This window comes from Geminicoccus sp. (genome assembly GCF_035556675.1).
Classification (GTDB): Bacteria; Pseudomonadota; Alphaproteobacteria; order Geminicoccales; family Geminicoccaceae; genus Geminicoccus.
Window position 1 is genome coordinate 1 of record NZ_DATMFZ010000145.1, and the last position, 19400, is coordinate 19400.

Sequence of the window (19400 nt, forward strand, 5' to 3'; positions counted from 1 at the left end):
CTGCGAGATCGCCCCGATGCTCCTGGGCTTCGTGCTCGGCCAGTCCCTGGAGGCCTATTTCCGGCGCGCCATGCTGATCAGCGACGGCAGCTTCACGGTCTTCTTCTCGCGGCCGCTCTCGGCGGCACTGCTGCTCATGGCCGCCATCGTCGTCGTGATGTTCATGGTGCCGTCCTTCAGCCGGAAGCGGGGAGAGGTCTTCCAGGAGGCAGAATGATCCGAGCTCTGTCCGAGCACCGAAGGCGAGACCTTCATGGTCTTCTCAAGATGTTCCACCTGGACGGCGTGGGCGCGGTTCGGCCGCCTCTTCCCGTGGAGTTAAACGTGCGGTGAGAAACGAGCACCTGCTCACGGCAGCCTGCTCATTCGCACAGGTCTCGTAGCTTTGCCGCGTGCCGGCCTCCAGGGGACGCGCCTCCGCGATCTGGACTTCCAGCATTTCAAGGTCATCGGCGAGCTCCCTTATGGTCTGGTGGTGGCAATCTGGACGAAGGCGAGCCGGCGGGCATGGCGGTCGAACGCGGCGTCGGGCGGCTGGTCGGCCCTGTTCGGGATGATCGGCACGATGCGCTCGGCGCGGAATGCATGGAGCAGCCAAGCGGCCGAGCAGGCCTCGCCAGCAAGGGCATGAGCCGGTTCCACATCGCGTCCGTCAGCAGGGCGCGTGTCGTCACGCTGCCCAGATGCGATCACGTCGGCAACTCGCTGGCTTTGGCGACCAAACCCAGATCATGATGGATGGGACAGCGGTTGCGCACGATCACGACCACCAGCGCATGGAGGCCAGGATGTCCGACGACCCAGCCGAACTCACGGCGAGATCCTGCACACCGTGCAGGGGCGGGGAGCCGCCGCTCGGCCCGGAGGAGGCGGAAACCTATCGGGCCAGAACACCGGAATGGTCGCTTTGCGACGAGGCCCGCCGCATCGAGCGGTCGTTCCGGTTCAAGGACTTCCGCCAGGCTTTCGCCTTCGTCGAGCGCGTGGCGATGCTCGCCGAAGCGGAAGGCCATCACCCGGACGTCAGCTTCGGCTGGGGCTACGCGCTGGTCTCGCTGCAGACCAAGAAGATCAGGGGCCTGCACGCCAACGACTTCATCATGGCGGCGAAGATCGACCAGATCGCCGCCGGGCCGAACATGCCGGCATGACCCGGCTGATCCAGGCCAGGCTCGTCAACGGCCCGTTCGACGACCCCGGCCTGTACCTGGACTTCCGCTTCGGCCGGCGCGCCATGCTGTTCGACCTGGGCGATCTCGGCGCGCTGTCGGCGCGCTCGCTCCTGCGGGTGAGCCACGCCTTCGTCAGCCACCGCCATCTCGACCATTTCGCCGGGTTCGACCGGCTGCTCCGGCTCTGCCTCTACCGGCCGACCACGATCCGGCTGGTGGGCCCGCCCGGGATGATCGCCGGCGTGGCCGCGAAGCTCGGTGCCTATCTGTGGAATCTCCTGGACGAGGGATCGGTGGCGTTCGCGCTGGAGGTCGCGGAGTTCGCCGAAGATCGGCTGGGCCCCTGGACCCGGTTTGCCGCACGCGCCGGCTTTCGGCCCGAACCAGCCGGCGAGACCACACTGCCGCCCGGTCTCGTCCTGGCCGAAGGCGACCTCGCCGTCTCGGCGGTCACCCTCGACCATGGCACGCCCTGCCTGGCGTTCGCCCTGCAGGAGAGCGTCGGCGTGAAGGTGATCGCGGCGGCACTGGCCCCCATGGGGCTGGAGGTCGGCCCGTGGCTCAGCCATGCCAAGAGCGCGGTGCGTGCCGGTGCTCCGGACGACCTGCCGATCGAGGCTGCGCCGGGCCGGGTGCTGCCGCTCGGGCTGTTGAAGGAGCACGCCCTGCTGGTGGCGCCTGGCCAGCGCCTGGCCTACGTGACCGATGCGGCGTTCCATCCGGCCAATGCCGAGCGGATCGTGGCGCTGGCGGCGAACGCCGACCACCTGTTCATCGAGGCGGCCTTCCTGGAGGCGGATCGCGAGCTGGCCAGCAGCCGCCATCACCTGACCGCGCGCCAGGCCGGTGAACTGGCCAGCCGCGCCGGTGTGCGACGGCTGACCGTGTTCCACCATTCCGCGCGCTACCTGGAGAGGCCCGACGCCCTGCGCCACGAGGCGGAGGATGCGTTTCGCGCCGGTTCCGTCGGACATCTGCCGGCCGACTAGGCTGGCACGGCCCAGCCGCAGGATGTGCCGATCGTCGTCGCCACCGATGATGCATGCCCGCTTTCGGGGGCGGGTGTGACGGAAGCGGGGTGGCAGCGAGCAGATCGTGTCGGCGTCGGGCGACCAGGAAGCCGCGGGCGGTAAGCTCGAGCGGGCTCAGCGCCAGGTTCTGGTGGCGCCCAGTCGGGTCGAGCAGCACGGCCGGCTGTGGTTCAGGAACTCCTGGCCTGCCGGCAGGCGGCCGTCGCCTCGGCATCCACGGCGAGCGTCCGCTGGTCCAGGGAGCCGGTGAATATCACCCCGTAAAGCCGCTCGGCCCGCTCGACCGTCTCGAACCCGTCCAGCACGTCCTTCAGCACCTTGGCCGGTGCCCGGTCGAGCGGGTCGCCATAGCCGCCGCCCGAAGTGTGGTGACCGCGCACCCGCTCGCCCTTGAACAGCTTGTCCACCACGATGTTCGGCAGCTCGGTCTCGGAGCCGTCCGTGGCGATCTTGAAGTGCCGGGCGCGCACGCCGTCCTGGCCGCCGCGCACCCCCTTGGGCGGGTAGTGCGTGCCGTCGCAGGGCCAGAGCACGTCCATCGGGTGCTCCTTCGGCCCGTACTCGAACTCCAGCGCCGGGGCGCCGCGCTGGCGGCCGGCACCGCCCGTGCCGGTCTTCAGGCGCAGGTAGCGCACCTCGATCGGGTGCTTCAGCTCGTCGATCTCGACCGAATCGCGGTACATCAGCCCGCCGATCACCGGGATGCCGTAGGTCGGCCAGCCATCCGCCTGCGGAGCGCCCGGCCCCCCGGAACTACCGAGATGGAGCTGGTTGATGTACCGGCTGTCGCCAAAGCGATGGTCCAGGCCGGACACCACCGCCATGCCGGCCCCGAGCCCGATCCCGCCCTCGGCCAGGCCATAGCCCTCGCCGATCTGCGCCATGGCCGACTGGGTGAGGTTGACCAGCCGGTCGGCGATGTTGGTGGTCGCGACCGAGCAGCTGTGCGGGAATTTCGGCCGGCCGCACACCGCCCCGTCGCGCAAGTGCATCCGGATCCGCCGGAACGAGCCGGAATTGCGCGGGATGGTGGGATCGATCGAGTTGAACACCCCGGCAATGCTGGCCGCGGTGGCGCAGGCCTCGCTCTCGTTGAAGCCGCAATCGACATTGTCCGGATTGTCGAGCAGGTCGATCTCGACCATGGCCTCGTCCGGGTCGATCGCGACCGTCACCTTGAGCGGGATGCCGTCCGGCAGGAGCTCGCCGAACGGATCGTGCGCCCCGGACCTGGTCAGGCTGGCTTTCGGCAGCTTCTTGATCGCCTGGACCATGCGCTGCTCGGAATAGTCCAGCCAGTCGCGGATGAAGGTCTTGATCTGCGCCCGGCCGTACTTGGCGCACAATTCCTTCAGCCGCCGCTCGGCCACCCGCGCAGCACCAATCCCGGCCAGGAAGTCGCCATACCACTGGTCGGGTACCCGGATCCGCGCGCGGCACATCCGCACCACGTCCTCGATCATCCGGTGGTCGCGCTGGATGCGCACCGAGGGGAAGATCAGCGAGCCCTCGGCATACTGGTCCTTGGCACCGGCCATGTAGGTGGTCGGCAGGGAGTTGCCGGTGTCCGCCTGGTGCGCCTTGGCGACCGTGGTGAACAGATGCTCGCCCTCGAAGAACACCGGCACCAGGAAGGTGTGGTCGGCGGCATGGGTGTTGCCGGTATAGGGGTCGTTGTGGAGGTAGCAGTCGCCCTCCTTCAGGTCGTCCCCATGGGCCTGGCGCATGGCGGCCGCCTGCATGTGGCTGCCGAAGATGTGGATCGGCAGGCCCTCGGCCGAGGCCAGGAGCTGGTCGTCGGCGGTGCAGATCGAGCAGGAGAAGTCGCGCGCACTGTTGATCACCGCCGAGCGCGCCGCGCGCAGCAGCGTGTTGGTCATCTCGCGCACGATGCCGTCGATCCGGTTGGCGATGATCGCCGTCATGTAGGGATCGAAGCGGGTCTCTTCGGTCATGGCGACGATCCTCAGGCGACGTGGAGCAGGTAGTTGCCGGCGCCGCTGACCACGGCGCTCATCCCGGGATAGACGACCAGCGTGGTGGTCGGCTCCTCGACGACCGCCGGGCCCTCGATGCGCAGGCCGGGCTGGAGGTCCTCGGCGCGGAAGATCGCGGTGGGCACCGGCTCGCTGCTGCCGAAATAGCAGTTGCGCCGCTCCCGGGCCTCGCCCGCCGGCCGCTCGACGATGGCCGGCGAGTGGAGCGGCGGCGTGCTGAGATGCACCACCAGCCGCATCCGCCAGTTCACCACCTCGACCGGCGAGGAGGGGTCGCGCACCGCGAACACCCGCTCGTGGACCTGATGGAAGCTCTCCACCAGGGCGGCGATGTCCTCCGGACCGTCGAACCGGTGCTTCGCCAGCGGCGTGTCCAGCTCCCAGACCTGCGACAGGTAGCGGGCCTCGGCGATGCACTCGACGGTATAGTCCTCGCTGCCGCTCTGCAGATCCCGGCGGAACCGGTCGAGCTTGCCGGCGAGCTCCGCCAGCATGGCGTTGACGCTTTCGGTGTCGAAGCTGGTCGAGAGCGTCACCAGGCTCGCGGCCTCCTCGGCCACGATGTCGGCATGCTGCATGCCTGCCGCTGAAAGGGCCGAAGCCACCTTCGGCAGGACGACGCGCTGGCAGCCCAGCTCCTCGGCGATCTTCATGATGTTGAGGCCGGCGGCACCCCCGCCTGCCACGATCGTGCTCTCGCGCGGGTTCACCCCCTCGTTGATGGTGATGTCGCCCACCGCCCGCATCATCAGGTCGCTGGCGAGGCTGACGATCCGGTACGCCGCCTCCTCGACCGAAAGCCCGATCCGCTCGGCCACGGTCGCGACCGCCTGCCTCGCCGCCGCCACGTCCAGCCGCATCCGGCCGCCCAGGAAGTTGTGCGGGTCGAAATAGCCCAGCACCGTCGCGGCATCGGACACGGTCGGCAGGGTGCCGCCCCGGCCGTAGCAGGCCGGCCCCGGCACGGAACCCGCCGACTGCGGGCCGACCCGCATCAGCCCGCCCTCGTCGATCCAGGCGATCGAGCCGCCGCCAGCGCCGATCGAGCGCATGTCGACCGCGGAGATGCCGAGCAGATCGCCCGTGTACATCGGCCCAAGCCAGGTATCGCGGCTGAAGGTGAGGCGGCCGTCGCGCACCAGGCCCACGTCGAAGGTGGTGCCGCCGGTGTCGCAGATGATGACGTTGTCGCCCAGGTTCTCCAGCCGGGAGAACACGATTCCGGCCAGCGGCGCCATCGCCGGCCCGGAGCCCACCGTGTAGATCGGCTTCTCGGTGATCGCATCGATATGGCCGCAGCCGCCCGCGGTCGTGCTGATCAGGATCTCGCCCCGGTAGCCCGCGGCACGCAGGTCGCGCTCCAGCCCCTTCAGATGCGCCTGCATCAGGGGCTTCAGCGACGCGTCGATCGCGGTGGCGGAGGCGCGGCGATACTCGCGCACCACCGGGATCAGCCGGTGCGAGAGGGTGACGGGCAGGCCCGGCAGGATCTCGGCGATCAGCTCGCCCAGGCGCTGCTCGTGCGCCGGGTTGGCGATCGACCAGAGCAGGCAGACCGCGATCGCCTCGAAGCCCAGCGCCTTGATCTTCTCGAGCACCGCCCGCGCCTGGGCCTCGTCGAGCGGGATCGACACCGTCCCTTCCGAGCTCATCCGCTCGCGGATCTCGAAGGTGTGGCTGCGCGGGATGTAGGGGTCGGGGAAGTCCTTGGAGAAGTCGTGCGGGTTGAACTTGCCGCCTTCCTTCAGGAGCAGGACGTCCGGAAAGCCCTCGGTGGCGATAAAGGCGGTCTTGGCCACCCTCTTCGTGACGATCGCGTTGGTGGCGCGGGTGGTGCCGTAAATCAGCAGCCCGGTCTCGGCGAGCAGCCGGTCCAGCCCGATGCCCAACTGCTCGGCGGCATTGCCGATCGCCTCGTTCATGCCGTCGAAGATGCGCTCAGGGGTGGTGAGCGCCTTGCCGATGGTCGTGGCGCCGGCTGCATCGGCCACGACGACATCGGTGAAGGTGCCGCCGGTATCGACGGAGATGCGGTACGCCATGATGACCTTGCTGCTGGCTCGTCCCGGTAATCGGACAGTGGTGAGGCACTGCACGACTACCGGGACATATCATGGGAACGGACTGCGGTTCCAATGACCGGCCGGCCATGATCTGTTAGGCAATTGGGAGATGTTCTGCCGATTGCTTAGGCAAGTGCTGCCTTGATCTTGTCGATCTCGGCCTTGCGTTCCGCCCGCGCCTGCAGCGCTTCCTCCATCTCCACCGGCACGAACTTGACCGGCTTGTGCGGCTGGAGCTGGGCGATCAGGTCCATGTCGGCCGAGATCACCGTGCCGAGCATGAAATAACCGCCGCCCGACACCGCGTCGCGATGGAGCACGATCGGCTCGGTGCCGCCCGGCACCTGGATCGAGCCGTAGGGGTAGCAGGCATCGACGATGTTGGAGGGGTCGGAGCCGGCGCCGAACGGTGGCTCGCGCGGCACGAACTCCAAAGGATTGCCGCCCTTGAAGCGGTAGCCGATCCGGTCCGCCTCGGGCGCCACCTTCCAGGTGTCGGCGAAGAAGCCCTGCTGCGCCTGCTCGGTGATCCGGTGCCAGTAGAGGCCGGGCAGCATCCGCACCACCGTCGGATCCAGCAGTCCGTTGCGGCGCAAGGAGGCGTCCAGGCTGCGGCCGGCCGGCACGTCGCGCTGGGGCTTGCCCACCGGCAGGACATCGCCTGCCGCGAGCTTGCGCCCCTCGAAGCCGCCGAGCGCCCCCAGCGCATAGGTGGAGCGGCTGCCCAGCACGACCGGCACGTCGATCCCGCCGGCGATCGCCAGATAGGCGCGGGCCCCCTTGCGCAGATAGTCGAAGCTCAGCGTCTGGCCGGCCTTGACCGTGAACGTCGTCCAGGTGGGCTGCGGCTCGCCATCGACCTTGGGCGGCAGCTCCGCCCCGGTGACCGCCACCAGCGCGTCGTCCCGGAACACGAGTTCCGGTCCCATGAACACGAGCTCGAGGCCGGCGGCACCCGCCTCGTTGCCGACCAGCAGGTTGGCCGCGATCAGCGCCTCCTGGTCCATGGCACCGGAAAGCGGGATGCCCAGATGGTAGTAGCCCGGCCGGCCCAGGTCCTGGACGGTGGTGGCAAGGCCCGGCTTCTTGACCTCAAACGCCATGGAGCAGGTCCTCCAGCTTGCCGGTATAAGCGCCAGGATCGGTCTTGAACTCGTCGAGCGCGAAGCGGACCTCGCGCATGGTCGGATAGAACTTGTGCGCCTCGACATCGGCGATCGCCGTATCGTAGGCGTCGCGGTCGATCGGCCGGTACTTCACGATGTCGCCCGGGCGGAACAGCACCATGAACTCGCGCAGATAGGGCGTTTCCTGCTTGGGGTCGTAGATCGGCATCGGCGTGATGCCGAACATCTGGTAGCCGCCGGCCCCGCGCACCGAATAGATGGCGCCGAAGCAGCCGCCATGGCCGACCGTCAGCTTGGGCGTGTCGGTGCGCGGCCGCAGATATTTGGGCGATTCGATCTGCCTGGCGCGCTCGACCATCTGGTAGAGGAACGGCAGGCCCGCGACGAAGCCCACCATCGAGACGAACCAGGGCGCGCCTGAATGGGCCCGGATCAGCTCCTCGTTCGAGGCGTAGCCGTTGATCCGCGCGGTATAGGCGAGGTCGGTCGAGTTCGGGTCCTGGTGACGCTCGCGAAACCGCATCAGCGTCTCATGGGTCCAGGGGTCCTCATAGAAGACCGGCACCTCGATGATCCGCGTGTCGATCACCGCCTCGGCATGGGCCGCCTGGTCCTCCAGCTGCTTGAGCTCGGCCAGCAGGTCGGCCGGCTTGATCACGTCCGGGTCGAACTTGATCTGGAAGGACGCGTTGGCCGGGCAGACCTCGGTGACGCCCTTGATCTGGCTTTCCCGCACCGCCTTGGTGATCGAGAGCGACTTGAAGAAGGCGTCCAGCGACATCTCTTCGTCGACTTCGACGAAGATGTGCTCGTCGCCGCCATAGGAATAGCGGGTCGCCATGCGTTAGTCCCCCTTGGCCCCGATGCCGAGCGTGGCGGCCCGTTCCTCCAGCCAGCGCTCCAGGAAATTCGTGTCGAACCGGCCGGCCCGCACTTCCGGGTCCGCCGCCAGCGCCTGGTGGAGGGCGCGCGTGGTCGGCACGCCCTCCACCGCGAGCCCGTCCAGGGCGCCCGTCAGGCGTGCCAGTGCCTCGGTGCGGTCACTGCCGTGCACGATCAGCTTGCCGAGCAGCGAATCGTAGAAGGGCGGCACCAGGTAGCCCTCGAACAGGTGGCTGTCGAAGCGCAGCCCCGGGCCCTCCGGCACCCGCAGCCCGCTGATCGTGCCCGGCCCCGGCATGAAGTTGCGCGCCGGGTCCTCGGCATTGATCCGGCACTCGATGGCATGACCGGACAGGCGCACCTGGTCCTGCGTGACCGGCAGCGGCTTGCCGCGGGCGATCTCGATCATCGCCGCCACCAGGTCCAGCCCGGTCACCATCTCGCTGACCGGATGCTCGACCTGGATGCGGGTGTTCATCTCGATGAAATAGAAGGCGCGCCGGTTCTCGTCGTAGAGATATTCGAGCGTGCCCGCCCCCCGGTAGCCGACATGCCTGGCCAGCCGCACCGCCGACGCGCACAGCTCCTCGCGCGTGGCTTCGTCCAGGGAAGGCGAGGGCGCCTCCTCCCACACCTTCTGCCGCCGCCGCTGCAGCGAGCATTCCCGCTCGTAGGCGTGGATCGCGTCCTGGCCATCCCCCAGGATCTGCACCTCGACATGCCGCGCCCGGTCGATGAAGGCTTCCAGATAGACGCCGCCATCGCCGAACGCCGCCTTGGCCTCGCCCTGGGCGGTCGAGAGCTGCTGGGCCAGCTCGTCGTCGCTGCGCACGATCCGGATGCCGCGCCCGCCGCCACCGGCCGAGGCCTTGATCAGCAAGGGATAGCCGATCGCCGCCGCGGCCGCCTTGGCGGCCTCCAGCCCATCGATCCGCCCTTCGCTGCCCGGCACCACCGGCACGCCCGCGGCCGCCGCCGCCTCGCGGGCCTTCACCTTGTCGCCCATGGTCGCGATGGTCTCGGGCTTCGGCCCTACGAACACCATCCCCGCCGCCTCGACCGCCGCGGCGAACTCGGCGTTCTCGGCCAAAAAGCCGTAGCCCGGATGGACCGCCCCCGCACCGCTGGCCTTGGCCGCCTCGATGATGTTGGGGATCGCGAGATAGGACTTGGCTGCCTGCGGCGGGCCGATCTCGACCGCCTGGTCGGCCAGGCGCACCGGCAGGGAGTCGGCATCCGCCTTGCTGTGCGCCTGGATCACCTTCAGGCCCAGGCTCTTGGCCGCGCGGTTGATCCGGAGCGCTATCTCGCCGCGATTGGCGATCAGGATGGAATCGAAGCTCATCGCCCTAGCCGTCGAGCTCGACGAGCGGCTGGCCCGGCATCACCGCGTCCTCGTCCTCGGCCAAAAACGCGGTGACCGTGCCGGCCTCTTCGGCCACGACCTGGTTGAAGCTCTTCATCACCTCGACGATGCCCACCACGTCGCCCACCGCGACCGTGTCGCCCACCTCCTTGAACGGCGGCTGGTCGGGGGCGGGCTTGCGGTAGAACGTGCCGGGCAGCGGCGAGACGATCTGCTTGGTCGCCATGTCTGGTCTTCTTCTTCGCTCGGGGGAATCGGGGGCGCGGGAGGTCAGGAAGCGGCCAGCACCTCGGGCAGCGGGACCACCTTGATCCCCGCCCGGTCGAGTGCGGCCCGGATCGCCTTGATCACGTCGTAGGAACCGGGCGTGTCGGAATGGAAGCAGATCGATTCGAACGGGAGCTCGATGGTCTCGCCGTCCACCGTCTCGACCGTGCCTTCCTGGCAGGCCTTCACCACGCGCGCCGCCAGCGCCTCGGGGTCCGGCCGCTGTGCTGCGCGCACGAACACGATCCGCCCGGAGCGGTCATAGGCGCGGTCGGCATAGAACTCGCGCACATAGGGCTGCCCCTTCTCCTGCGCGATCTTGCAGGTCACCGCCGCATGCATGCCATAGGCCGGCAGGTCGGGGGCCAGCTCGCGCAGCATGTCGATGAAGGCATGGGAGAGTGCCTCGTCGACCGCCGAATCGACCGCGAGCCCGCCATGCAGCTTCACGTGCTGGATCGGCACCTTGTGCCGCCGGGCGAACGCCTCGACCGCGCCCATCTGGTAGACGATGTCGTTGACCAGCTCGGCAGGCGGCGCCTTGATCGTCCGCCGCCCGAAGCCCTGCAGGTCGCCGTAGCCCGGGTGCGAGCCCAGCCCCACGCCGTGCTGCTTGGCCAGCTGCACCGAGCGGTCGATATGGTTGGGGTCGCCGGCATGGAAGCCGGCCGCGACGTTGGCGCTGGTGATCAGCGGGTACAGCAGCGCGTCGTCGGTCTCGCCGAGCCGCCACTGGCCGAACGCCTCGCCCATGTCGCAATTGATGTCGATCTTGCTGCGATAGGTCATGGCGCCCTCCCATGCACGGCCCGTGCCGACAGGCCGGCGCTCCCTGAAAATCGGCTCCGCCGCGCCGCCCTGGCGGGCATGGCCGCATCCGGCGGCGCGGCGATTGCCGAAGCTGTGATCACGATGCCCACCGTTCGGGCACGGTCAAGATGCTTGCGGCGCCAGGAGGCCTGCGGCACTGGCGGCCGGCACCCGGATCGGGCAGGTTCCCCCGCGACCTCGCCCGCCCCGGAGCCACCGCCTTGACCTCGATTCCGCTGTTCCCCGACCGGGAATTCGCCGCCTTCCTGTTCGACATGGACGGCACCGTGCTCAGCTCGATCGCCGCGGCGGAGCGGGTCTGGGGCCGGTGGGCGCGCCGGCACGGGCTGGACGTCGAGGCCTTCCTGCCGACCATGCACGGCAAGCGCGCCGTGGACACGATCCGGCGCCTGAACCTGCCCGGCGTCGATCCCCTGGCCGAGGCGGACTGGATCACCCGGGCCGAGATCGAGGATGTGGCGGACGTTCACGCCATCGAGGGTGCCGCCGCCTTCCTCCAGGCCCTGCCGCCCGGGCGCTGGACGATCGTCACCTCCTCGCCCCTGCCGCTCGCCCGGCGCCGGCTGGAAGCCGCCGGCCTCACCGCCCCGCAGCGCATGGTCACGGCCGAGGACATCACCCGCGGCAAGCCGGCGCCGGACGGGTTCCTCCTGGCCGCCGAGCGGCTGGGTGTTTCCGCCCGCGAATGCCTGGTGTTCGAGGACGCGCCTGCCGGAATCGAGGCGGCCGAGGCCTCCGGCGCCGCCGTCGCCGTAGTGACCACCACCCATACCCACCCGCTCGACACGCCGCACCCGACCCTGCGCAGCTATGCGGGCCTGCGCGTGGAGCCGACGGCGGCGGGCGGGCTGCGGATCGTGGCGGCGGGCCAGGCCTAGGGAACGACCCGACGAGCGGCAGCGCCGTGTCGCGGGATGAGGAACGCCGGGTTGGATACCGAAGGCCTGCTGACATGCGTGGAAGTCGCCGATGCAGGGGGATCTCGGCCGCAGCACGCAGGCTCGGCGTCTCCAGGTCCATCGTCAGCCGGCGGCTCAGCCAGCCCGAGGCGGAACTCGGCGTTCAACTGCTCGCACGAACCACCCGGAGTGCCGCCCTCACGGAAGCAGGAGTCGTGTTCCGGGACCATGCCGCCAGGGCCGGTGCCGAGATCGACGCGGCCAGGAAAGCGATCCTGCCCGATAGCGACCTTCGCGGGCGCTTGCGAGTTGCCGTGCCGCATGTCCACACCGCCTATAGCGATCGCTTCGTCGACCTCATCGCAGAGGGCTTCGATTGTGCGATCCGGGTCGGCTATCTGCCGGACTCCAACCTGCTCGCGCGACGCGTCGGGCCGATCTACGGGAAGCTGGTCGCGAGCCCGGACTACGTCGAGGCACATGGTTCGCCCGCGACGCCGGACGAGATCTGCGCTCATGAGGCCCTCATGCAGGGAATGGAAGCCTGGCAATTCATGAATGGCGACCGGATCGTCACGGTGAATCCGCGGGGGCGCTCGTTCCGGTCATGACGCGCTATCCGCCGTCCCCGGCCGGTGCCTATGTCCTCCGCCCGCAAGGTCGGCATCCTGCCCCCAAGGTGCGGGTCCTGACCGAACTGCTGATCGAGTATTTCGCACGGGCACCGTTCGCGTGAGCATGCGGCCGATGGCGGCTGACCGTCGCAGTGGCGTGGCCGGCGTCTTGTGATCACGACAGCTGACTCCAACGCCATCTGCCGCTAACTCCATTCGTGGCACGAAGGTTGCGGGCACACTGGCCAGCGCCACGAAGGGGAACGCTAAAGAATGACCACGGGCCAAAGCCTGCGCATCGCCGTCGACATCGGCGGCACGTTCACCGACATCTGCATCCTGGACGAGAAGACCCGCGAATTGCGGGTGGTGAAGACACCCTCCACGCCCGACCCGATCGACGGCGTGCTCAAGGGCGTGAAGGATGCCGGCATCGACCTCGCCGACGTCGCCCTGTTCTCCCACGGCACCACGGTGGCGACCAACGCGCTGATCACGCGCCGCCTGCCGCCCGCCGCCATGGTCTGCACCGCGGGCTTCCGCGACGTGATCGAGATCCGGCGCGCCAACAAGGAAGACCTGTGGGACGTCTACAAGGACGTGGCCCCGCCCTATATCCGCCGCCGCGACCGGCTGACCGTGCCGGAGCGGATCGACGCGGACGGCAACGTGGTGACGCCGCTGGACGAGGCAGCGGTGCGCGAGGTCGCCCGCGTGCTGCGTGCCCGCAAGATCCAGGCGGTGGCGGTCTGCTTCATCAACGCCTTCGTCAATCCGAGCCATGAGCAGCGGGCCAGGCAGATCCTGGAGGAGGAACTGCCGGGCGTGGCGGTCTCGACCTCGTCCGACGTGCTGCCCGAGATCTTCGAGCACGAGCGCTTCTCGACCACGGTGGTCAACGCGATCCTGCGCCCGGTGGCCGGCGACTATATCGGCCGGCTCAGCGACCGGCTGAAGGAGGGCGGGCTCAAGAGCGACCTGCTCCTGCTCCATTCCGGCGGCGGGGTGATGACCGCGGCCACGGCCAAGGACTATGCCGGGCGCCTGGCCGGCTCCGGCATCGCCGCGGGTGCGATCGCCAGCCGGCACATCGCCATGCTGTGCGGCTACCGCAACTCGATCGGCGTCGACATGGGCGGTACGAGTGCCGACGTGTCGCTGGTCTGGGATGGGGTGAGCCGGGTCACCAAGGACTGGCACATCCAGTTCGGCTACCCGATCCGCTTCCCGTCCATCGAGGTGCTGACCATCGGTGCCGGCGGCGGCTCGCTGGCATGGATCGATTCGGCCGGTGCCCTGCACAACGGCCCGCAGTCGGCCGGCGCCAATCCCGGCCCCTGCTGCTACGGCAATGGCAACACCGTACCGACCAACACCGATGCCAACGTGACGCTGGGCCGGCTCGGCACCGAGCTCGCCGGCGGTGAGATCCACCTGGACAAGCAGCTCGCGGTCACTTCGGTCGCGACCGGCGTCGCCGAGCCGCTGAAGCTCGCCACCAACGAGGCGGCCAAGGCGATCCTGAGCGTCGCCAATGCCAACATGGCCGACGCGGTGCGCCTGATCTCGATCAGCCGCGGCTACGACCCGCGCGACTTCGCGCTGGTGGCGTTCGGCGGGGCGGGCGCGCTGCACGGCGTGGCGCTGGCCAAGGAGCTGTCGATCCCGACCGTGATCGTGCCGCCGAACCCGGGCGTCACCTCGGCACTCGGCTGCCTCTTGGTCGACATCCGCCACGACCTGGCCCAGAGCTACCTGGTCCCGGCCGCCAAGGCCGATGCCGCCGACATCGAGGCGCGCTTCGCCGAGCTGGAAGCGGAGGCCCGCGATCGCCTGGCGCGCGATGGCGTGCCCGAGGACGGCATGACGCTCACCCGCTCGATCGACATGATGTACCAGGGCCAGTGGCGCTCGCTGAGCGTGCCGGTGCCCTCGCCGATCGGCGCCATCGAGGATGCGGTGGCTGCGTTCCACGGCCTGCACGAGCGTGAGTACAATTTCCGCCGCGACGAGGCGCCGGTCGGGCTGTACCGCCTGAACCTGGTGGCGGTCGGCACCACGCCCAAGGCCGATCTGGCCGAGCACGCCCTGGATGGCAGCCTGCCGGAGCCGCAGTCGCGCCGCCCGGTCGACTTCGACGAGACGGCTGAGCCGGTCGATACGCCGGTCTATTGGCGCCCGGACCTGCCGGCCGGCGTCGACGTGCCGGGCCCGGCGATCATCGACCAGCTCGATTCCACCACGGTCGTCCCACCCGGGGTCACCGCCCATGTCGACAAGTGGCTGAACCTCATTCTGAAGATCCAGGAGGCCTGATCCATGAGCGAGTTCGGCTCCCTTCATCCCGTCACCTTCGAGGTGCTGAAGAACGCCTTCATCACCACTGTCGACCAGATGGGCGAGCAGGTCCTGCGTACCTGCTACTCGTTCGTGATCTTCAACCGCGACTTCTCCAGCGCGTTGAACGACGCCAACGGCGATTCGATCGCCCAGGGCAATTTCGACATCGCCGTCCATGTCGGCACGCTGCACTACACGGCGAAGGACGCGATCCGGGTCTTCAAGGACGAGATGAAGCCCGGCGACGTCTACATGGTGAACGACCCCTATGCGGGCGGCACCCATTTCCCCGACGTCCGCGTGATCCGGCCGATCTTCGTCGGCGACGAGGTGATCGCGCACGCCCAGTCGAACGGCCACTGGTCGGACGTGGGCGGCAGCGTGCCGGGCTCGTTCGACGTGTCGGCCCGGGACATGTTCAAGGAAGGCATCCGGATCACCCCGGTGCGCATCTATGACGGTGGCCGGTTCTGCCACGACGTCGCCAACATGATCGCGGCCAACACCCGCGACCCGGCCTCGGTGATCGGCGACATGCACGCCCAGGCCGAGGCCACCCGGGTGGCCGAGCGCGAGATCCTGCGGCTGGTCGACAAGTACGGCAAGGACACCGTGCTCGAAGGCTTCCGCGAGGTGCAGAACTACGTGGAGCGCGCCACCCGGCAGCGCATCGCGGCACTGCCCGACGGCACCTGGGAAACGATCGACTATATCGACCGCGACCCCGCCGGCGGCGAGGGCATGATCCCGATCAAGGTGAAGCTCACCATCAAGGGCGACGAGGTCATCTACGACTTCACCGGATCGCATCCCTGCATCGGCACGCTCTACAACTCGGCCTTTGGCACGACCTTCTCGGCCGTGGTCGCGGGCATGAAGACCTTCTTCCCCGACCTGCCGCTGAACTCGGGCTTCTATCGCCCGATCAAGGTGATCGCGCCTGAGGACACCATCGTGAATGCCAAGTGGCCGATCGCGGTCACGGGCTTTTTGATGCCGTTCGAGAAGATCATGAACTCGATCTACGAGATCTGGTCCAAGATCATGCCCGAGCGCGCCATCGCCTGCGCCTTCAACCTGGAGTACCTGCTGACCGGCGGGCGCGACCGGCGCCACGACGCCAAGAACATCTTCATGTTCTACGACTGGCTGCCGGGCGGCTGGGGCGGGCGCAACGGCAAGGACGGCTCCAACGTCACCACCGCCTGCTTCGGCACCGGCCTGATGGCCCAGCCCGTCGAGGGCCAGGAGCGCACCAGCCCGATCCTGTGCCACGAGATGGAGATGCTCACCGATTCCGCCGGGCCCGGCCAGTGGCGTGGCGGCGTCGGCCTGCGCAAGACCAGCACGATCGGCGAGGCCGACAACGTGGTGATCTCCTATATCTGCGATCGCGAGCGCGCGATCGTCTGGGGGATCAATGGCGGCCTGCCCGGCTACCCGCACGGTCTGGCCCTGCACCGCGGCGGCCGGGACAATCCCGAGGAATGGCTCGGCACGATCTTCTCCGACGTGCCGATCCAGAAGGGCGACCTGTTCACCCGGCCGACCTCGGGCGGCGGCGGCTTCGGCGATCCGCTGCTGCGCGACCCGGCCCTGGTCGTGGAGGACGTGGCCGACGACTATGTGTCCATCGAGCGCGCGGCCAAGGACTATGGCGTGGTGATCCGCACCGTGGACCAGGATCGCGCCGAGTACGAGGTCGACCTGCCCGCGACGGAGAAGCTGCGCGCCGAGATCCGGGCGCAGCGCAAGGGCTGGCTGGAGGAGCCCGCCGAGGCGGTGGCCGAGCGCTATCGCAAGGGCGAGATCGACCAGCTCGACCTGGTGCGTCGCTACGGCGTGATCCTGGACTGGGCGAGCGGGGAACTGCTGGTGAACTCCACCAACGAGTTCCGCGAGATGTTCAAGAAGCGCTCCGCCGCGCATTGGGCGAGCTGACCGGCGCCCATTGATTGCTTCGGGGGGACGGTGGCATCACCGTCCCCTTCGTCGTTTCCTGCCGGCGCATCCGAGGAAGGGATCACCGCCATGCCGTTCCGTGGCCTGTCCGCATTTCCGATCACGCCCATGGACCAGCATGGCCGGGTGCGCACCGACGAGCTGGCGGTCCTCCTGCGCCGGCTCGCCGAGGCCGGCGTCGATTCGGTCGGGCTGCTCGGCAGCACCGGCTCCTACATGTATCTCAGCCGCAGCGAGCGGCTGCGGGCCATCGAGGCCGCGGCCGAGGCCTTGAGTGGCCGCACGCCGCTCATCGTCAGCATCGGCGCGCTGCGCACCGACGAGGCGCAGGCGCTGGCGCGCGATGCCGAGAAGGCCGGCGCCGATGGCCTGCTCCTGGCCCCGGTCTCCTACATCCCGCTCACCGAGGAGGAGGTCTTCCAGCACTTCTCGGCGGTGGCGGGGACGACCGGGCTGCCCTTGTGCATCTACAACAACCCCGCCACGACCCATTTCAACTTCGGCAACGCGCTGCTGCAGCGTCTGTCCGGCGTTCCCAACATCCGTGCCGTGAAGAACCCCGCACCGTCCGCCGCCGAGGCACAGGAGCGGCATCGGGCGCTGCAGTCGATGGTCCCGGCCGACTTCGCGATCGGCTACAGCGGTGACTGGCTGGCCGCGGATGCCGTGCTGGCCGGCGGGGTCGCCTGGTACAGCGTGATCGGCGGCCTGCTCCCGGAACCCACGCTGAAGCTGATGCGCGCTGCCGAGGCCGGCGATGCCGCCGAGGTCGCGCGCATCAACGACGGTTTTGCGCCACTCTGGGCGCTGTTCCGCGAACTCAGCAGCTACCGCGTCGTCCATGCCATCGCCAACGAGCTGGGCCTGACCCGCGCCGACCCGCCGCGCCCAGTCCTGCCGGTGGGTGCGGCCGACCGGCAGCGGATCATGGCGGCGGTCGCCACCATCCAGGCATAGCCTGGCTCGCCATGCCGGCCCCGGCATGCTGAAGCCCGCGATGCCCGGTGCCTATACCGGCGCGAAGCGGTAAGCGTCGCCACCCCGCGCGACGCTGCCGATGCCGGGAAAGTCGAGATGCGCGCCTGCGACGAAGACGTCTGGCCGCGCCGCCCGGTCGAGCATTCGCGCCCGGGTCGAACGCGCCTGTGCCTGATCGTGGTCGAATTCCCAGGTGAACTCCGGGCAGGCGAACTGGATCGACGGCACATGCACGATGTCGCCCCAGATCAGCAGCTGTTCCGCTCCGTCCGACACCGCGAACGCCGTATGTCCTGCCGAGTGGCCATGGGCCGGGATGGCGACGATGCGGTCGCTCACGGCAAAGCCGTCGCCGATGGGCACGCAGCGCTGCCGGAACCGCGCCAGGCGCTCGCTCCGGTCGAACAGTGCGACTTCCGCCTGCGGGACGAACAGCTGCTCCAGGTTCGGAAACGAGTCCGTGCCATCCGGCGCGACGAGCCCGTTCACGTGATCGATATGGGTGTGCGTGCAGGCCACGGCGGCGATGTCTTCCCGCGCGATCCCAGCTTCCGCGAGTGCCCGCGGCAGCCGGCCCATGGACGGCTCCCAGGCGTCGCCGGCACCGGTGTCGAACAGGATGTGCCGGCCCTGCTCGATGACCAGGAAGGTATTGACCGACAGCCGCAGCTTGCCGTCCACGAGCCTTACCTGCCTGGGCAGCTGCGTGCCGAATGGCTGGTTGCCCTCCTGGCGCAGCCGGCCGGGTGGCATGTCCACATGGCCGTCGCGCAGGGCCAGAACGGCCAGCCCGCCGAAGTCGTAGCGGGCGAAGTCGGTGCCCGAACGGATCATCTTCAAGGGACGGTTCCCCATGCGGGCGGGACGTTCCGGGTTGGACGCCGCGCGGGCCCGCATGCCGCGCAGCGTCCCTCGAGGAGGGGCCGGTTCAGATGCCCTGGCCGCCGGACACTTCGATCCGCTGGGCGTTGATCCAGCGATTGTCCTCGGACAGCAGGCTGGCGATCATCCGACCGATATCGTCCGGCAGGCCGACGCGGCCAAGCGCGGTCATGTCGGCGAAGACCTGGTTGATCTCCGGATTGTCCCGGACCGCGCCGCCGCCGAAATCGGTCTCGATGGCACCCGGCGCCACCGTGTTGACCGCGATCCCGCGGCTGCCCAGCTCCCTTGCCAGGTAGCGGGTCAGCACCTCGACGGCTCCCTTGACCGCCGAATAGACGGCAAAGCCGGGATAGGACACCCGGGTCAGGCCGGAGGACAGGTTCACGATGCGCCCGCCGTCCGCGATCAGCGGCAGCAGCGTCTGGGTGAGGAAGTAGACGCCCTTGAAGTGGACATCGACCAGCCGGTCGAACTGCGCCTCGGTCGTCTCGCCGATCGGGGTGAAGTCGCCATGGCCGGCATTGTTCACGAGATGATCGAACGTATCGCGCTGCCATGTCTCGCGCAGGGCGATCCGCAGGCGCTCGGCAAATGGCGCGAAGGCGGCGACGTCGCCAGTGTCGAGCTGCAGGGCAACCGCCCGGCGCCCCATTGCCTGGATCTCGGCGACCGCGTCCTGCGCGTCCTCCTGCCGACTCTGGTAGGTGAGGACGACCTCGCCGCCGTGGCGGGCGATGTTGAGGGCGGTGTTTCGACCTAGGCCGCGGCTGGCACCGGTAACGAGGGTGATCTTGGTCATCATCCAACTCCTCTGGCGTGACGTCCCCGATATCGGGCCAAGAGGCCGGCCGTTGTTGCCAAAAACCCGACGTTGTTTGCCTGATCCTCCAAAGCGAGTTCACGGAGCGATCCGTTCTGAGGTAGGAACAGGCATGGACGACTCCCTGCTCAAAGCCGTTCGCCGCTACACCGAGGCCCATGCCGAC

Annotated in this window: 16 protein-coding genes and 2 pseudogenes; 9 read left to right on the forward strand and 9 right to left on the reverse strand. The window is 68.8% G+C overall.

Going from position 1 to position 19400, the window contains the following annotated elements:
* The 4 genes and pseudogenes from VNS22_RS11045 to VNS22_RS11060 all read left to right on the forward strand — a co-directional run.
* Positions 1–217: pseudogene (locus VNS22_RS11045) on the forward strand (tripartite tricarboxylate transporter permease); the annotation flags it as partial.
* Positions 218–507: 290 nt separating this feature from the next.
* Complete coding sequence (locus VNS22_RS11050) at positions 508–735, forward strand: hypothetical protein (RefSeq protein ID WP_325732343.1); 228 nt, start codon at positions 508–510, stop codon at positions 733–735.
* A gap of 53 nt (positions 736–788) precedes the next feature.
* Positions 789–1151, forward strand: a complete 363-nt coding sequence (locus VNS22_RS11055) for a 4a-hydroxytetrahydrobiopterin dehydratase (protein WP_325732345.1) — start codon at positions 789–791, stop codon at positions 1149–1151.
* Positions 1148–2161 carry a ribonuclease Z gene (locus VNS22_RS11060; protein ID WP_325732347.1) on the forward strand — a complete coding sequence of 338 codons (1014 nt, stop codon included), beginning with the start codon at positions 1148–1150 and terminating at the stop codon, positions 2159–2161. The genes VNS22_RS11055 and VNS22_RS11060 overlap by 4 nt, the downstream gene beginning before the upstream one ends.
* A 212-nt stretch (positions 2162–2373) precedes the next feature.
* Here the strand turns inward: VNS22_RS11060 and VNS22_RS11065 are convergent, their stop codons facing one another.
* The 7 genes from VNS22_RS11065 to VNS22_RS11095 form a co-directional block, all read right to left on the reverse strand.
* Positions 2374–4158: a hydantoinase B/oxoprolinase family protein gene (locus tag VNS22_RS11065; protein WP_325732349.1), complete on the reverse strand. Its 1785-nt coding sequence runs from the start codon at positions 4156–4158 to the stop codon at positions 2374–2376.
* A gap of 11 nt (positions 4159–4169) precedes the next feature.
* Positions 4170–6242: a hydantoinase/oxoprolinase family protein gene (locus tag VNS22_RS11070; RefSeq protein WP_325732351.1), complete on the reverse strand. Its 2073-nt coding sequence runs from the start codon at positions 6240–6242 to the stop codon at positions 4170–4172.
* Between the two features lie 146 nt (positions 6243–6388).
* Positions 6389–7366, reverse strand: coding sequence for a biotin-dependent carboxyltransferase family protein (locus tag VNS22_RS11075; protein WP_325732353.1), 978 nt, complete (start codon positions 7364–7366; stop codon positions 6389–6391).
* The gene (locus VNS22_RS11080) at positions 7356–8231 is read right to left on the reverse strand and encodes an allophanate hydrolase subunit 1 (RefSeq protein ID WP_325732355.1); all 876 of its coding nucleotides are present in this window, start codon (positions 8229–8231) and stop codon (positions 7356–7358) included. Before VNS22_RS11080 ends, VNS22_RS11075 begins: the two co-directional genes overlap by 11 nt.
* A 3-nt stretch (positions 8232–8234) precedes the next feature.
* Entirely contained in the window at positions 8235–9617 is a 1383-nt protein-coding gene (locus VNS22_RS11085; RefSeq protein ID WP_325732357.1) for an acetyl-CoA carboxylase biotin carboxylase subunit, read from the reverse strand.
* Positions 9618–9621: 4 nt separating this feature from the next.
* A complete protein-coding gene (locus VNS22_RS11090) occupies positions 9622–9864 on the reverse strand; it encodes an acetyl-CoA carboxylase (protein ID WP_325732359.1) in 243 nt (80 codons plus the stop codon).
* Positions 9865–9908: 44 nt separating this feature from the next.
* Positions 9909–10694 carry a 5-oxoprolinase subunit PxpA gene (locus tag VNS22_RS11095; protein ID WP_325732361.1) on the reverse strand — a complete coding sequence of 262 codons (786 nt, stop codon included), beginning with the start codon at positions 10692–10694 and terminating at the stop codon, positions 9909–9911.
* A gap of 251 nt (positions 10695–10945) precedes the next feature.
* On the opposite strand from VNS22_RS11095, the gene VNS22_RS11100 reads away from it, so the two are divergent.
* The 5 genes and pseudogenes from VNS22_RS11100 (at position 10946) to VNS22_RS11125 (ending at position 17508) form a co-directional block, all read left to right on the forward strand.
* The gene (locus VNS22_RS11100) at positions 10946–11614 is read left to right on the forward strand and encodes an HAD-IA family hydrolase (RefSeq protein ID WP_414653341.1); all 669 of its coding nucleotides are present in this window, start codon (positions 10946–10948) and stop codon (positions 11612–11614) included.
* Between the two features lie 51 nt (positions 11615–11665).
* Positions 11666–12371 (forward strand): annotated as a pseudogene (locus tag VNS22_RS28295) (LysR family transcriptional regulator).
* Between the two features lie 151 nt (positions 12372–12522).
* The gene (locus VNS22_RS11115; RefSeq protein ID WP_325732369.1) at positions 12523–14565 is read left to right on the forward strand and encodes a hydantoinase/oxoprolinase family protein; all 2043 of its coding nucleotides are present in this window, start codon (positions 12523–12525) and stop codon (positions 14563–14565) included.
* A gap of 3 nt (positions 14566–14568) precedes the next feature.
* Complete coding sequence (locus tag VNS22_RS11120; protein WP_325732371.1) at positions 14569–16530, forward strand: hydantoinase B/oxoprolinase family protein; 1962 nt, start codon at positions 14569–14571, stop codon at positions 16528–16530.
* A 90-nt stretch (positions 16531–16620) separates the two neighbouring features.
* Positions 16621–17508, forward strand: a complete 888-nt coding sequence (locus tag VNS22_RS11125) for a dihydrodipicolinate synthase family protein (protein WP_325732373.1) — start codon at positions 16621–16623, stop codon at positions 17506–17508.
* Between the two features lie 51 nt (positions 17509–17559).
* Here the strand turns inward: VNS22_RS11125 and VNS22_RS11130 are convergent, their stop codons facing one another.
* Both VNS22_RS11130 and VNS22_RS11135 read right to left on the reverse strand, forming a co-directional pair.
* On the reverse strand, positions 17560–18363 hold the full coding sequence (locus VNS22_RS11130; protein ID WP_325732377.1) for an MBL fold metallo-hydrolase: 804 nt from the start codon (positions 18361–18363) through the stop codon (positions 17560–17562).
* A gap of 94 nt (positions 18364–18457) precedes the next feature.
* Complete coding sequence (locus VNS22_RS11135) at positions 18458–19213, reverse strand: SDR family NAD(P)-dependent oxidoreductase (protein ID WP_325732375.1); 756 nt, start codon at positions 19211–19213, stop codon at positions 18458–18460.
* Positions 19214–19400 lie beyond the last annotated feature (187 nt).